General features: G+C 48.1%; 9 protein-coding genes. 4 read left to right on the top strand and 5 right to left on the bottom strand.

From position 1 onward, the window contains the following. Positions 1–273: 273 nt before the first annotated feature. Positions 274–1473, bottom strand: a complete 1200-nt coding sequence (locus tag V7Q13_RS14585; protein ID WP_333801397.1) for an acetate/propionate family kinase — start codon at positions 1471–1473, stop codon at positions 274–276. Between the two features lie 91 nt (positions 1474–1564). Further along, a complete protein-coding gene (gene pta / locus V7Q13_RS14580) occupies positions 1565–3658 on the bottom strand; it encodes a phosphate acetyltransferase (protein ID WP_333801396.1) in 2094 nt (697 codons plus the stop codon). Positions 3659–3944: 286 nt separating this feature from the next. Between pta and V7Q13_RS14575 the strand changes: the two genes are divergently transcribed. Both V7Q13_RS14575 and V7Q13_RS14570 read left to right on the top strand, forming a co-directional pair. Beyond that, complete coding sequence (locus V7Q13_RS14575; RefSeq protein ID WP_333801395.1) at positions 3945–5129, top strand: class I SAM-dependent rRNA methyltransferase; 1185 nt, start codon at positions 3945–3947, stop codon at positions 5127–5129. Between the two features lie 60 nt (positions 5130–5189). Further along, entirely contained in the window at positions 5190–5930 is a 741-nt protein-coding gene (locus V7Q13_RS14570) for a hypothetical protein (protein WP_333801394.1), read from the top strand. Between the two features lie 54 nt (positions 5931–5984). Here the strand turns inward: V7Q13_RS14570 and V7Q13_RS14565 are convergent, their stop codons facing one another. From V7Q13_RS14565 to V7Q13_RS14555, 3 genes are all read right to left on the bottom strand, one after another. Then, positions 5985–7220, bottom strand: a complete 1236-nt coding sequence (locus tag V7Q13_RS14565; RefSeq protein WP_333801393.1) for a peroxiredoxin family protein — start codon at positions 7218–7220, stop codon at positions 5985–5987. 105 nt (positions 7221–7325) lie between these two features. Next, positions 7326–7664 (bottom strand): T9SS type A sorting domain-containing protein, encoded by a 339-nt coding sequence (locus V7Q13_RS14560; protein ID WP_333801392.1) that lies wholly within the window; start codon positions 7662–7664, stop codon positions 7326–7328. A gap of 113 nt (positions 7665–7777) precedes the next feature. Continuing rightward, on the bottom strand, positions 7778–8248 hold the full coding sequence (locus V7Q13_RS14555) for a redoxin domain-containing protein (protein WP_333801391.1): 471 nt from the start codon (positions 8246–8248) through the stop codon (positions 7778–7780). A 131-nt stretch (positions 8249–8379) separates the two neighbouring features. Between V7Q13_RS14555 and ruvA the strand changes: the two genes are divergently transcribed. Further along, entirely contained in the window at positions 8380–8970 is a 591-nt protein-coding gene (ruvA, locus tag V7Q13_RS14550; RefSeq protein WP_333801390.1) for a Holliday junction branch migration protein RuvA, read from the top strand. A gap of 74 nt (positions 8971–9044) precedes the next feature. Beyond that, on the top strand, positions 9045–16361 hold the full coding sequence (sov, locus tag V7Q13_RS14545; RefSeq protein WP_333801389.1) for a T9SS outer membrane translocon Sov/SprA: 7317 nt from the start codon (positions 9045–9047) through the stop codon (positions 16359–16361). Positions 16362–16371 lie beyond the last annotated feature (10 nt).

Genomic DNA, 16371 nt, shown 5'->3' with positions numbered 1-16371 from the left:
AACAACAAACCGAAATCTCTACTTTCGAACTGACCGAAAATAAGGTCCGCCTACAGTTCAAAAACAGATTCGACAGCTAAAGACCTGATTTCCTCAATTAAAAAAACTGCCAGTGAGAAAAAAGATGACTGGTAGAATTCGGCGAAATGAATTTGCTATAAGTATAAGAAAACAGCTTATTGATAAAACAACCGCAGCAAAATACTTGCATCATGAAAACTGCTCTTGGTATTACCAAGAGCAGTTTTCATGATGAACCATTCTGACTATCTATCATGCTTGCAGCAGGCCGTAGCACTGCTGTACAATTTCCAGTTCTTCGTTGGTGGGCACAATCAGCACCTGCACTGGCGATTCGGCAATGCTGATGCTGCGAATGCCGCTGCCTTCGGCACGGTTGGCTGCCGCATCAAAATGAATGCCCAAAAATTCGAGGTGGCTGCAAATGCGCTGGCGGGTATCGGCGTCGTTTTCGCCCACACCTGCGGTAAACACAATGGCATCAATACCATTGAGCACAGCGGCATAAGCGCCAATGTATTTTTTGATGCGATAGGCATACAACTCACTCGCCAGTTCGGCTTGTGCATTGCCGGCCTGCACAGCGGCCCGCACTTCCCGCATATCGCTAAAACCGGCAAGGCCCTGCATGCCGCTTTGCTTGTTCAGCAGGTTGTTCACCGCCTGCGGTTCATAGCCCAGCTGATCTATCAAATGAAAAATAACGGAAGCGTCAATATCGCCGGCACGGGTGCCCATCACCAATCCGCTTACGGGGCCAAAGCCCATGCTGGTATCTACCGATTTGCCGGCATCTACCGCCGCCATGCTACAACCATTGCCCAAATGAATGGTGATGATTTTAGCCTTGGGGTTTTGCAAATACGCCATGGCTTGCTTGCTCACATAGCGGTGCGAAGTGCCATGAAAACCATAGGCCCGAATGCCATGCTGCTGGTAGAGTGCTTCCGGTATGGCATAACGGTAAGCCTTGGGTGGCATGCTCTGGTGAAAAGCCGTATCGAACACTGCTACCTGTTTGGCGTTGGTAAATATTTTTTCGGCTACTTCTATGCCCAGGTAGTTGGCAGGATTGTGCAAGGGCGCCAGCGGAAACAACTCTTTGATTTTTGCTTTCACCGCCGCATCAATAATGGTAGTGGCCGCAAAACTTTCGCCACCATGTACCACCCGGTGGCCCACAGCTTCAATATCATCAGGATTGTTGATGACGCCCACTTCAGGGTCTGTCAGCAATTTGGCTACGGCATACAAACCCGCTTCGTGATCTGGTATAAAACCTTCTTGTTTGGTAATGGTTGTTGCATCGCCCTTGTACACTTTGTGGGTGATGATGGAATGATCGAGCCCGATGCGTTCGGCCAGTCCGCTACACAGCGGTTTTTCCGAAGGCATTTTAAACAGTTGATACTTGATAGAACTACTGCCTGAGTTGATAACGAAAATATACATGGTACTGAATGTCTGATGTTAGATGTTAGATGTCTGATATCGGTGGTCGGTATTACTTCGTCCTTCTTACCTCGTCCTTCTATCTTCCTTACTACTGCTCCTGCGCCTGTATGGCTGTAATGATAACGGTGTTGTACACATCTTCCACCGTGCAGCCGCGGCTGAGGTCGTTGATGGGTTTGTTGAGGCCTTGCAACATGGGGCCGATGGCGAGTGCACCGGTTTCCCGTTGTACGGCTTTGTAGGTGTTGTTGCCCGTGTTCAAATCGGGGAAGATGAGCACACTGGCCTGACCAGCCACTTCGGAGCCCGGCATTTTTTGGCGGCCCACAGCAGGGTCAACAGCTGCATCGTATTGAATGGGGCCTTCCACTTTCAAATCGGGGCGCTTGGCTTTTACAATGGCTGTTGCCTGCCGCACTTTGTCTACATCGGCACCTTCGCCGGAAGAACCCGAAGAATAGGATAGCATGGCAATGCGTGGTTCAATACCAAATGCCTGACTGCTTTCGGCAGAAGAGATGGCAATTTCTGCCAGCTGCTCGGCAGTAGGATCGGGGTTTACGGCGCAGTCGCCAAATACTGACACCCGATCGGGCAGGCACATAAAGAACACGGACGACACGGTAGAAATACCGGGCTTGGTTTTTACAAACTGCAGCGCCGGACGAATGGTGTGCTGCGTGGTATGCACAGCACCGCTTACCATACCATCGGCCATGCCCTTGTACACCATCATGGTACCGAAGTAAGACACATCGGTCATGAGGTCACGGGCCATTTCTGTTGTCACGTTCTTGGCTTTACGCAGTTCATACAGCGTGGTCCAAAAATCTTCGTAGCACTCAGCCGTAGCAGGGTCGAGCACCGTAATCTTCGACATATCGGGGAAGAGGCCGAGGCGTTTGAAGCTGGCCGTTACTTCTGCCGGATTGCCCAAAATAGTGAGGCGAACAATATCGTTGTTGATTAACCGGGCAGCAGCTTTTAGAATGCGGTCGTCGTTGCCTTCGGGCAATACAATGTGCTTGAGTTGTGCCTTTGCCTTACGTGTAAGCTGATATTGGAACATGTGCGGCGTAATGCCTTCGGGCACATAGGTTACCATTTTTTGCTCCAGCAGTTGCACATCCATGTACTTCTCAAAACTGTTGATGGCCAGCTGAATTTTTTTGGGGTTGTCGGCACTCAGGCGAGACTGAATAGAACCCAGGTTGGTGGTAGTGCGGAACGTGCCTGTGTTTACCGAAATCAATGGTACAGCAGCTTGAGAGCCTTCTACCAACCGCATAATTTGTGGTTCGGGTTCAATGCCGCCAGTGAGTACAATGCCTGCTACTTTAGGGTAGTTGGCCGAAAGATTGGCCTGCATAGCACCGATAATAATATCGCCCCTGTCGCCGGGCGTTACAATCAATACATTTTCAGAAATATGGCTCAAAAAATTGGGCAGCTGCATGGCACCGGTAATAAAATTATCTACCTGATTGGTGAGTAGGTTTTCTCCAGCTAAAATTTTACCGCCAATTTGCTCTTGTATTTCTTTTACCGTAGGGCTTTGCAAGCCTTTGCTTTTGGGTATTACACAAAGCAGCGTATCCTTGGCCATAAGGCCGGTCAGCAAAGACTGTACATCATCCACCATATTTTTAGCCACCTTGTTTACCACCACGGCCAGCACCTGCACATCGTGGCTCAAAAAAGTGCTGAGCACTGTTTGTACATTCTGTACAATTTGTGCCGTGCTTTTGCCTTGGCCTGATACCACTATAATCACCGGAGCACTCAGGTTGTTGGCAATGGCTACGTTGGCTTCAAATTCAAACGCCGTGCCTTCGCCCAAAAAGTCGGAACCTTCTATCACGGTGAAGTCATTGCTTTCTTCCAGCGCCTTCACTTTGTTGATGATAAGGTCGATGATTTCGCCGCGGCCTTCGTTTTGCATTTGCTGCAATGCCTGGCTGCGGGTAAATGCATACATGTCTTCGTAAGGCGTACTTACACCAAAATGCTGTATCACGGTTTCAATGTCCGCATCTTTTTTGTCGGCACTTTCTTCGTTGATGATGGGTTTGAAATACGCCACTTTGCGGGCCTTGCCCAAGAGCATGTGCAGCACACCGAGTGCTACCAGCGACTTGCCGCTATACGGCTCTGTAGTGGCGATAAATATTGTTTTTGCCATGGTAATGGATTGATGTTTTGCTTTTGCAACCGTTGAGGCAAAAGTAGCCTTTCGGCCAGGCAGGAAACCTGCGCTATATCAGGCAATAACATGAGGTGGCGCAGATTTTTTGAGGCTTGTCTACCAGCAGTGGGCTATGCTGAAGCAAGCAAACGATTGCGTAACGGATGACTGCTGTAAGATACACTTCGCCCCCGAATACCAGCATGGCCTTCGCCGGGCCGCAGCCCTTACCTTTGCCGCTACAATTTGTACAAACGGAGTGCGTCTCCACCAACCCCTGTATATGCAAACAATGTACCTGCGCAAAAAAATTGCGCCCCGTGTAGAAAATGGTCACCCCTGGATTTTTGCCAACGAAATAGATACGGCCCGCAGCACCACAGCCACCACACCCGAAGCGGGTGATATTGTGGAAGTACGCAATGCGCAGGACAAATTTGTAGGCTACGGCTACATCAACCCAAAGAGCCAGATATTGGTGCGATTGCTGAGCCGCAACCAGAAAGATGTGATTGATGAAGCGTTTTTTCATCGCCGCATAGCCGAAGCGTGGGCCTACCGCCAGCACATTGGCTATACCGAAAACTGCCGCCTCATTTTTGGCGAAGCCGATGAAATGCCGGCCCTCATCATCGATAAGTTCAACGATTACTTTGTATTGCAAACGCTGGCTTATGGCATGGAAGTATGGAAGCCCGCCATTGTAAAAGCCCTCAACAGTATTTTTTCACCCAAGGGTATTTATGAAAGAAATGATGTACCCGTTCGGGAGCTGGAAGGGCTGCCGCAAATCAAAGGTTTTTTGAGTGAACCTTTCGATACCAATATCATCATCAACGAAAACGGCCTCAAATTTCACATTGATATTTTAAATGGTCAGAAAACGGGCTACTTCCTCGACCAGCAGGACAATCGCCGGGCCATACAGCACATTGTAAAAGGGGCCGATGTATTGGAAGCATTTTGCTACACCGGTACGTTTAGTATTCATGCCGGCCACTATGGTGCCAAAAGTGTGCTGGGCCTCGACATCAGCGAAAATGCTGTGGCGCAAGCCCGCCGCAATGCGGAGCTCAACGGGCTGCAAAACATTTGTCAGTTTCAGGCTGTAAATGCCTTTGATGCGCTAAAGCAGTGGACAAAAGATGGTCGTCAATACGATGTGGTTATACTCGACCCGCCGGCCTTTACCAAGAGCCGCGAAAACATACAGAAAGCCATTACGGGCTATAAAGAAATCAACCTGCGGGGCATGAAGCTGGTGAAGCCGGGTGGCTTTTTGGTAACTGCCAGTTGTACCAACCTGGTGCAGCCCGATTTGTTTTTGCAAATCATCGACATGGCAGCGAAAGATGCCCGCAAAAAACTACGGCAGGTGACTTACCAAACACAGGCCAGCGATCACCCGATTGTGTGGGGCATGGAAAACACCGAGTACCTGAAGTTTTTGATTGTGGAAGTGAAGTAAGATTATTATAAAACAGGCCCGCCCTTTCACATACAAATAAAGTTCCCCAACAATTTTTTTATGAAAAGAGAAATGCTACTGTTGCCACTGATTTTACTTTGCCTGTTTTCATTTGGGCAAGATGTTGATGGCTATTACATCAAGAAAACGGGAGATACCATCAGAGGGAAAGTGAAACTGCCGCTGCTGCCTAAACTCAAATTGGGCGCTTCTTCTCAAATTACATTTGACCCCCTGGCTAAGGAAGCAGTGAAGGAAGCAAAAGAAATCGACTATGCAAAACTTACATTCGACTTCCGGTTTTCGCAGGGGGGAGAGAAGCATGAAAAAATTGACCGACTTAAAGTGAAAGGGTTTGGCTTCTATTATGAAGGCCATCAGTATGATTTTATCAGTTGGGATGTAACGGCAAACAAGCAAATGTATCTGATACCCGCAACGGGAGATGTGGCGCCGGATGGGGTGTACTTTATATTGCGAAGTATAGAAGGAATATGGCCGGTGTATTCTTTGTTTCAAGAAGTAGAAATGACTAAAAAATCTTGGAATAATAATGGCGGGCCTTCTTCCCCAGCTATCAACAAATCATACGATGGAAATGCTTTAAAGAGAGACGTTATTTTCGAGCATCCCACCAAAGGACTTTTGTACATATCTGATCAATATCCTTTGTTGATGAAGCAGGCACAGGTTCCTCAGTTTCTCCAATTGGAACAGGCCTTCATGCAAACACTCAGCAGCAAAGAAACCATGCTCGATATCGTCAAAAAATACAATGTCTGGGCCGCCAACAATCGCTAGTACATTAGCTTTTGTCTCTTAGAAAAAAAGAATACTGCAGTTATTTGAAAATTGTTACTCCGCCAGCAACGCCTGCATCGTTGCATAAAATTCCTTTTTGAACGCCTCAAAATATTCTGGTGCACCGGGGCCGTAAAAACCGTTGTGCACTTTGCGTACCCGGCCTTGCTTATCAATAAAAATAGTGGTCGGAAAATATTTGATGTCGGTGAGCTGTGGCAGGGTTTTAGCCGCCTTGTCGGGGTCGGCGCTTTTTACACCTGTTATTAGCATGGGGTAGCGAACATTAAAACGTTGTTTGAATTTACGCAGGCTGGTGGCGCTGCGGGCAAAATCGGTACTCAGTTCATACGCCAACGACACAATTTCTACCTGCGGCATTTTTTGGCCGTTGTAGTAGTCGCTCAAAAATTTGGTTTCGTCCATGCAGTTGGGGCACCAGCTACCCATTATTTGTACAATAGTCACTTTGCCTGTAAAGCGGTCGTCGGTCAGGCTTACCATGTTGCTATCCAAATCGGGAAAGCGAAACTGCAGGCGGCTTTCACCCGGCTTCATACCGGCGGCGGCGGCCGTTACATCTGGCAGGCTGGCCTTCGCATCCCGCACGGCTTTGAAAGCATCGCCGGGGGCATTGCCGCTAAAAAAAACACCATTCACAATGCTGTCTTGCGAAGCTTGAGCTTTGAATGCATAAATATGAGCACCGTCAAAAGCAGTGAGGTCCAATTCCTTTCCGCTCACCCTACCTTCCAAAAAGCGGTAATCGCCACTGGGGTTGATGATGGTGCCAGTGAGGCGGTTGCCTTGTTGTTGTAGCTCGGCTATAGCGGGGCGCCAGCTGCCATCGGCCCGCTGAAACTGCATGGACCAGCGGCCACTCAGGTTGGCCACGGGTGGCTGCACCTTGCCGGGTATGCGGGGGCCGTTGGTTTGCTGGCCTGTAACCTGCCAGCGTTGGTACTCTCCGGAAGTGCCCTTCAGCAGCCAACCTTCCAACTGCGTAGCTGATTGAATATGAAAACCAAGACGGGTTTCAAACAGGGGCATATCAAAATGCAGTGAGTCGGCCGACAGGCGAAGGTTGTTTATTTCCAGCGTTTCGGTATCGTTGATAAAAGCCAACACATATTGGCTACCCTGCTGCTGCAGGTTTGCCTGCACAAACACAGGCAAGCCACCGGGTCGGCTAAGCGTAAACAACCAGTTGCCGGTTTGTAATGGCTGAGCCTGAGCCGTGCTCAGCAGGCTTGTGGCCAGCAGGCCAAAAAGAATCCGTTTCCAAAACATGGCACAAAACTGCGGCATTCCACAACATGGGCATGCAATACAATTTGTAAAAAGCAGAAATAACGAATATAAAAATGCCGCTGGTAAAACAGCGGCGATCAGTAATTATTTGGCTACCTGAAACTTGTTGCTTTCCAACAAGCGGCCGGAGGCATCACGCACCTGAAAAATGTAAATGCCCGTGATAAATTCAGTAAGGTTAACGGTAACCCTGTTGCCGGATATAGGCTGGCTGTTCATCTTTCTACCCAAAAAAGAATAAAACTGAATGACAGAACCCTGTTCTACAGGTTGCTTAAACTCAAAGTTGATAAATGCCGAAGCGGGGTTGGGGAAGAAATGTACCAGTTTAGACGTTGCATTATTAGCCGGGCCAATGCTTTTTTGAGCAAAACCAGCCTGCGCCAAAGTGGCTAAAATGAGTATCGCAACGAATTTTTTCACCAATTCTTATAAAGGTAGAGCAAAGAAATAACTTTTTGGGCAAATTTTCAAGGTTGAACATTGAAAAAGCCCCCGCTGTAAGGCAGGGGCTCCGTCAAATTTTTGTTACCAGCTTAGCCCAGCTCTGCCAGTTTAGCCTGGATAGCGGCAAAATTGGGAAGGTCGCCGGCGCTTTCCAGCACCTCGGCGTAGGCAATATTGCCGTCTTTGTCTACAATGAAAGCTGAACGCTTGGCTACGCCACGCATGTCGAGCACAAAGTTTTCGTACAGTGCACCGTAAGCGGCAGCAGTGTCTTTGTTGAAGTCGCTCAGCAGCTGAAAGTTCAGATTTTGCTCTTCTTTAAACTTACCGAGGGTAAACAGTGAGTCTACACTGATGCCCAATACTTCGGCATTGGCATTGTTGTACACGCCAATGTTGTCGCGGATGTTGCACAGTTCAGTGGTGCACACGCCTGTAAATGCCAGTGGAAAAAACAGGATCAACACGTTTTTGCCTTTGTATTGCTCCAAGCTCATTGGTTGTTTCTCTGTATTGAACAGGGTAAAATTAGGGGCCGCCTGGCCTACCGTTACTGCCATAATGTGATTGTTTTAGATTTTAGGATGCAAATAAAAACCATTAACAGCGGTACGGCAAAAAGGTTATTGCAGCCGTGGAAAGGATGGGAATAGACAGGTTTTCATTGCCTCCGAATAGCTATTTTCGCCGCATGATCAGCCAACTGACCGGTCGTTTTTTACACAAAACGCCTACCCGTGTCGTCGTAGACGTGCAAGGCGTGGGGTACGAACTGCAAATTAGCCTCAACACTTATTCGGATATTCAGGCAGCCGACAGCGGCACCCTGCATACCTATCTCAAGGTGGCGGAGGATGCATTTACCCTGTATGGTTTCAGCGAAATGGCCGAGCGGGAAGTGTTTCTAAAGCTCATCAGCGTATCGGGTGTTGGTGCAGGCACGGCCCGCATGATGCTCAACAGCATGAAGCCGGTAGAAGTGGCACATGCCATTAGTACCGGTCAGGTAAAAACGTTGGAGGCGGTAAAAGGCATTGGCAAAAAAACCGCCGAACGCATTGTGCTGGAGCTCAAAGACAAAATGGCTCAGGTACAAGCGGGTCATCAGCCAACCAGCTTACTACCCGGCTACAATACGGCAGATAAAGATGCGTTAGATGCATTACTGGCCCTGGGTATTGCCAAAGCCCCGGCCGAGCAGGCCCTGCGCAAAGCTGCAGCGGCTTTACCGGCTGGCTATACCATTCAGGATTTAATCAAACAGTCATTAAAAGCTATCTGATAAAGTTTTATTTTACAACCTCACTTTAACCCCATCCTATCGATTAAATTCTACGCGACCAAACTAATTGTGCATTGTCACTCAAGGCGTTTTTCAGTATTCTACTGTGTAGTTGTTGCGTTGTATTGTTGCTAAGCAGCCATACGGCTCAGGCGGAGCCATTCCGTAAGTTCAAGATTTTCGATACCGATTCAACCAAAAAAGACAGTCTCCGTTATCCCATCAGCGACCGCCGTGGCGATCCTTATTCAGGCTACCGCCGCAACCCCTTCGATCTGCCCGATACCGGCTATCTCAAACAAAAAATTGAGTACGACCCAGTAACCAAACAATACTATATCAGCGAAAAAATTGGTAACTCCTACTACCGGAAACCTACTGCCATTACCTACGAAGATTTTATGCGGCTGCGTGGCCAGCAAATGGAGATGGAAAACTTCATGCGCCGCAGCAATACCAACCTTACTCTCAACCGGAAGCTGGTAAAACCACAGCTCCGCATGTTCGATGATTTGTTCAACCGCATTTTTGGTAATGGCAAAATCATCATTCAGCCCAATGGCAACGTAGACCTGACCGCTGGCTACCAGGGACAAAATACCAAGAACCCCACTTTGCCCGAACGTGCCCGTAAGTACGGTACGTTTGATTTCGACATGAATGCGCAGTTCAACATGGATGCCAATATTGGCGACAAAATGAAACTGCCCATCAATTTCAACACACTGGCCAATTTCGATTTTGAAAACCAGCTGAAGCTTGATTACAAAGGTCGTTCCGATGAAATCATCAAAAGCATTGAAGCGGGTAATATGAGCTTTGCCACCAAGGGCACACTCATACAAGGGGCGCAGGCTTTGTTTGGTATTAAAACACAATTACAGTTTGGCAAACTGTATGTAACCACCGCATTGGCCAACATGCAGAGCCAGCGCCAAACGGCCAATTACCAAGGCGGCGCAGCACTCAGCAATTTTGAAAAGAAGCTCGATGATTACGACGAAAACCGTCACTTTCTGTTGGCGCATTATTTCCGCAACCGCTACAACCGGGTGATGAGTACGCTGCCCTTTGCCCAAAGCCAGGTACAAATTATGCGCCTGGAAGTGTGGGTTACCAACCGCACCGGCCAAACCACCGACAGCCGCGACGTAGTAGGCCTCATGGATTTAGGCGAACGTTTTCCTTTCAACCAGAACATACCACCGTTGCCCGGCGATAGCCTGCCCAGCAACGGTGCCAACGGCTTGTATGGCATTATCAACAACGAAAATTTTCGCAACCCCGCCAATACCACCAACTTGCTGATGCAGCGTGGTCTGAAACCCGTGCAGGATTTTGAAAAAACATTTGCCCGTAAACTGATAGAAGGCACCGACTACATCTTTAACCGGCAGGCAGGTTTTATCAGCATCAATCAGTTTTTGCAGCCCGATGAAGTGCTGGGGGTAGCATTTCAGTACACCAGTAACGGACGTGTATTTCAGGTGGGTGAATTTGCACAAGATGTAGCCCTCGATACGGCCCGTGGTATTCAAAAAGTATTGTTCCTGAAACTGCTGAAAGCTACCAGCCAGCGCCCCAACCTGCCCATTTGGGACCTGATGATGAAAAACGTGTACAGCCTCGACCAGTACAATATTCAGCGGGAAGGTTTTAAGGTAAACGTGTTGTACCAGGAACCCAGCGGTGGTGAAAAACGCATGCTGCCCGAAGGCGACGATCCGGGCCGCCCATTGCTGCGTATTTTGCAACTCGACCGCCTCAACAACCGCAACGACCCGCAGCCCGATGGTGTGTTCGATTTCATCGACAGCTTTACCGTGCAACCGCAACAAGGCCGCATCATCTTCCCGGTGCTGGAGCCATTTGGTAACGACCTTCAACGATTGGCATTTGCCGGACAGCCGCAATCGGTGTGGGAAAAGTATGTATTCCAGGCGTTGTATGATACCATCAAAGCTATTGCACAGCAGAACTACGCTAACTATAACCGATTTATGCTGAAAGGTCAGAGCAAGGCTTCCAGCAACGATGATATTTATTTGAACGCCATTAATATTCCGCAAGGCTCAGTAACGGTAACTGCCGGCGGGCAAATTTTGAAAGAGAATGTAGACTATGTAATTGATTACAGTTTGGGCAAGCTTACGGTGATCAACCAGGCGATTAAAAGCAGTGGCGTTCCAGTAAGTGTAAATCTTGAAAACAACACGGGTTTTGGTTTGCAAAACCGTGGCTTCTTTGGTATGCGCCTCGATTATCTGGCCAATAAAAACCTGACCGTGGGTGGTACCATGATGCGGCTGGGCGAACGGCCATTCTTTACCAAAATGAACTACGGTGAAGACCCCATTCGTAATCGCATGTACGGCCTTGATTTCAATTACAAAAATGATTGGAAGCAACTCACCCGGTGGCTGGACAAGCTACCTTTTTACAGCACCAATACGGCATCGAACATTCAGGCATATGGCGAAGCCGCCATGCTGCGTCCCGGCCACCCGCCACAAATAGGTAAGGGTGAAAACGGACTCATTTACCTGGATGACTTTGAAGGTACCCGTGCCAATATTGATTTGCGTTTTCCCTTTGTGGGATGGACGCATGCCACCACGCCGCATGGTAGTTTTTTTGCAGAAGCCGACTCGAACAATGCCCTTATTTACAACCGTAACAGAGCCAAGCTAAGCTGGTACCAGATAGAGCCGGTGATGCAAGACAGCCGAAACCCCAATAACCCCATTAAGAACCGTGATTTGCTGAGCGACCCACGGGTACGACAGGTGAGCAATCAGGAACTTTTTCCTCGTCGAACACCGCTGCCGGGCACCAATCAACTCATCACTTTCGACATGAGTTTTTACCCCAAAGAAAGAGGCGCTTATAACTATGATACTCGTGGAGCTTTCATCAACAATGATGGTACTTTCCGAAACCCCAAAGACCGCTGGGGAGGATTGATGCGGTCAATAGATCAAACCGATTTTGAAAGTGCCAATATTGAGTTTATTGAATTTTGGGTGCAGGATCCGTTCATGAAAACGCCGAACTTCCCCAACGGATATACAAACACAGCCGGTGGCCAACTGTATATTAACCTCGGTAATATTTCGGAAGACATTGTAAAAGACAGCCGCCGCTTTTATGAAAATGGTTTGCCTACACCATCGCAGCCAAACCTTGCGGTAGATACTACAACGGTGTGGGGTAAAACGCCCATTAACCCCAACCAGATTACACAAGCATTTAGCAACGATCCCAACGACCGGCCTTTTCAGGATGTGGGCTTTGATGGATTGAATGATGAAGAAGAAGTACTGCGCCGCCGCGATGACTTTTTAACCCCATTGCAAACTATACTTGGTCCGGCTGCTTTTCAGCGACTGGCTGCTGACCCCAGTGGCGATAACTTTGTAAACTACCGCGATAGCCGCTACGATGCCAGTGGAGCAGGCATTTTGCGCCGCTACAAAGATTTTAACCTTAATCAGGGCAACTCACCTGTAAGTACAGAAGCCGACCTCGTAGTGGCAAGCACGTTATACCCGGATAATGAAGACCTGAACAGAGACAATACCCTGAACGAAGGCGAAGAATTTTTTGAATACAAAGTGGATTTTACGCCGCAGGCTTTGCAGGTAGGCCAAAACTTTATTACTGATAAACGCATCGTAAGTATCAAGTATGAAAACGGCACTACTGGTACAGAAACCTGGTATCAGTTTCGCATACCTATTGCCCGCTACACCAAAAAAGTAGGCGATATACCCGACTTCAAAAGCATTCGTTTTATGCGGATGTACATGCACGGTTGGGAGGACAGTGTAACCCTGCGATTTGCCCGCCTCGATTTGGTGCGCAACAACTGGCGTCAGTTTGCATTTGACCTTACCCGAAACGGCACTTACAACAGCAATGCCAATAACACGTTTACCAGCATCAATACGCTGGCCGTGAACATAGAAGAGAATGACCGTCGTACACCTATTCCTTACCGCATACCACCGGGTATTGAGCGGGTGCAGCAGCTGGCCAACGGCGGTGTCAATATTTTACAAAATGAACAGGCATTGAGCATGCAAATCCGCAACCTGTTTCGTGGCGAAGCAAGGGGCGTGTTTAAAAACTTCAACAACGACCTGCGCCAATATAAGCGGCTCAACATGTTTATACATGCGGAGGAATTGGTAAATAGCGATCCTGCATACAGCCCGCTGACCGACACCAGTTTGTACGCATCTATTCGTATTGGTCAAGACATTTTGTCGAACTATTATGAGATTCGTATTCCACTGAAAATCACCCGTCCATCGGGGCCAAACATTTCGCCCGATACTATTTGGCCCAAGGCCAACAACCTCGATTTTTCTTTGCAGGAATTGATAGAGTTGAAAAACCGGCGAAGTCAAAACAGTGGTTCTCCAACGCAGTATTATTCCGAAGACATTAATGGCCGCATTTATGGTGTGTATGGCAACCCGAATTTGGGAGAAGTACGAAGCATATTTGTGGGGGTAGATAACCCAGACCGCCCCGACGGCCCCAATTTGAGTGCCGAGGTTTGGATAAACGAACTGCGCCTGAGCCAGATAGATGAAGAAGGTGGCTGGGCTGCTGTAGGAAGGGTAGATGTACAACTGGCCGATCTTGGTACGCTGAGTGTAGCCGCCAGCCATAGAAGTACAGGGTTTGGAACCATAGAACAACGGGTAAACGAACGAAGCCGGGAAGCAACTACACAGTTTGATGCCAGCCTGCAAATAGACGCCGGTAAGCTGGTGCCAAAATCGGTGGGGTTGAGTGTGCCGCTATACGCCAGCCTCAGCAAAATGATGATTACACCTGAGTACGACCCCTACGATCAGGATGTGAAAATGAAAGACAAATTGCGTACTTGTTTGAACTGCGATAGTGTAAAGAAAATAGCAAGAGAGGAGCATGTAACACAAACGCTCAACATCAGCAACATGCGCCTGATGCCAAAGGCCGGCAAGCCCATACGTTTTTACAGCCCCAGCAATTTCGATTTCACGTACAACTATTTAAGCCAAAAGGTGACTTCGCCCATTGTAACTGAAGATTTGGTGAAGCGACACAGGGTAGCCGTTGGCTATGCCTACAGCACACAACCCAAGTATATTGAACCATTTAAAAAGTGGGTGAAATCGCCATCGCCATGGCTCATGTTCCTGAAAGATTTCAACTTTAACCCCATGCCCAATACGGTGGCCATCCGCTGGGATGCTAACCGGCAGTTTGGCCGGTATGTGCCCCGCATTGTCAACACCTTCGACAACAAGGTGGAGCGGGTAGATAGTACCTATGATAAGTACTTCAACTTCGATCGGTTTTACAGCTTCCGTTGGGATATGAGCAAGTCGTTCAACGTAGATTTTACGGCACTCAACAAAGCCAGGGTAGATGAGCCCGCCGGAGAGTTAAATCAGGCATGGAAACGCGACAGCATCCGTACCAACTTTTTGCGTGGCGGTCGCAACGTAAACTACGATCAAACAGTAGTATTTGCTTACACCTTGCCTACACAAAAATTTCCTTTCCTCGATTGGGCCACAGCCCGGGCTACTTACACAGCCCGTTACAAATGGGCTGCCAGTAGCTTGCTGGCACAGCAGCTTAACCAAGGCAATATTTTGGAAAACGGGGCCGACAGATTGATTAACGGAGAGCTGGATTTTACAAAGCTATACATGAAGAGCAAGTGGCTGGCTGCATTGGAGAATCAGCCTGCACCCAAACAAAAAAATGCAGAAGACACCGTTCGGAAAAAAGACCGCAGCAAAGCAAAAAGCATCAGCAAAAATGCAAAGTCTGTTACAGATAGTTTAACGGGTAAAAAACTCACCAAGGCAGAACGCAAAAAGGCCCGTAAACTTCGCCGCGACGAACGCCGTAAGGAACGCCAAAACCGCAGCTACGAAGTAACCGGCGCTGCAAGGGTAGCCGGCAAATTACTCACCATGGTGAAGCGGGCATCTATTAACTATGGCGAGGTATTTAACAGTCGCATACCCGGCTATACAGATAGTACACAATACCTCGGCAATAATTTCAGAAGTAAAGCACCCGGCATGGGCTACATAATGGGACAGCAACCGGATACAAATTACCTGAACAAGTTTGCACAAAAAGGTTTGGTAACACGAGATCCGCTGTTCAACCAGTTGTTTGCACAAAGCTTCGATCAGAAGCTGAATGTGCAGGCACAGTTGGAGCCTTTCAAAGAATTTACCATCGACTTGAACCTCGATAAATCATTCTCGAAAAGCTATACCGAATTGTTTAAAGACACTACGGGTACAGCAGGCCATGCACACCTTACGCCTTATGTAACAGGCGGCTTCAGCGTTACCTACATTGCCTTCCAAACCCTGTTCGAAAAGTTTGACCCGAACCGAACCAGCACCATGTTCCAAAACTTTGAAAACTACCGCAAAGACCTGAGCCTGCGGGTAGCAGAGCAAAACCCGTACTGGAAATCAACCGGCTCACTAATAGAAGCTGACGGCTATGCCCGTGGCTATAACCGTTATGCACAGGATGTACTGATACCGGCGTTTATTGCAGCATATACCAACAAGAGCCCGAATGATGTGGCATTGATAGATCAAAATAATTCGAGCATAACTGCAAATCCGTTTCGTGGTATTAAAGCAAAGCCAAACTGGCGCCTCAATTTCACAGGGCTTACTCAATTGCCTGCCTTACAGGAGAAGTTTAGTTCAATCAACATCACACACTCGTACCAAGGCAGGTTGAGCATGAATTCATTTACATCAGCCCTGTTTTATCAAGATCCGTTCAGGGTGGGTTATCCATCGTTTATTGATACCACCAGTGGCAACTATATTCCATTCTTCCTGATGCCTAACCTTACCATCAGCGAATCGTTTGAACCCATTATTGGTATAGACTTTACTACCACCAGCCAATGGAATGCCCGCTTTGAATATCGTAAGAGTCGCCAGTTGAGTTTGAGCCTGCTCGACTATCAGCTGAGTGAGGTAAACAGTACGGAATATATTTTTGGTACCAGCTATCGCAAACGGGGAATGAAACTGCCGTTCCGATTGCCAAAATTCTTGAATAAGGAAGGAGGCAAAGAACTCGAAAATGATATCACATTCAGGTTCGATTTCAGTATTCGGGATGATGCTACCAGCAACAGCCGCCTCGATCAGAACAGCAGCTTTAGCACGGCAGGGCAGAAAGTGATTAAGATTAATCCGAGCATTGATTACATCATGAGCAACCGGGTAAATATTCGCTTGTTCTTCGATCAGATGCGCAGCATTCCATACATCAGTACGTCGGCGCCTACTACCAACACCCGTGCCGGTGTGCAGGTGCGTATTTCGCTGGCTCAGTAAGTGGGTGAGA

Source organism: Phnomibacter sp., from assembly GCF_036803085.1.
In the GTDB taxonomy this organism is placed as follows: Bacteria; Bacteroidota; Bacteroidia; order Chitinophagales; family Chitinophagaceae; genus Phnomibacter.
The sequence above is the reverse complement of the archived record's forward strand: the minus strand, read 5'-3'. Positions and strand labels throughout refer to the sequence as shown.